The sequence below is a fragment of the Rhizobium sp. SVR5-9E genome (genome assembly GCF_056755095.1).
The window spans coordinates 1-261 of the sequence record NZ_JBNDHS010000480.1; the positions used below are offsets into that span (position 1 = coordinate 1).

General features: G+C 65.9%; 1 pseudogene. It reads right to left on the reverse strand.

Going from position 1 to position 261, the window contains the following annotated elements:
• Window positions 1–261 (reverse strand): annotated as a pseudogene (locus ACPYOJ_RS35715) (cytochrome c biogenesis protein DipZ); the annotation flags it as partial.

Sequence of the window (261 nt, forward strand, 5' to 3'; positions counted from 1 at the left end):
GGGGGGGGGGGGGGGGAGGGGGGGGGTGGGTTGGGGGTTGGTACATTGCAATGCGGCACATGTCAGCACGAGGCCGAGAATCGGGCCGGCGCAGGGCGCCCAGAGCAAGTCGGTCGCGATCCCGAGAGCAAGCGAACTCTTGACGGTGGGTGCGGCGCCTCGTTCGCATGGCGCATTCAAAAGGTGGTTTCCCAGACCGACGATCGCCTGTGCAAGCTTACTTGCGATCCTCGGTGGAGGGAGGCTTACTCCCAAGAGGGC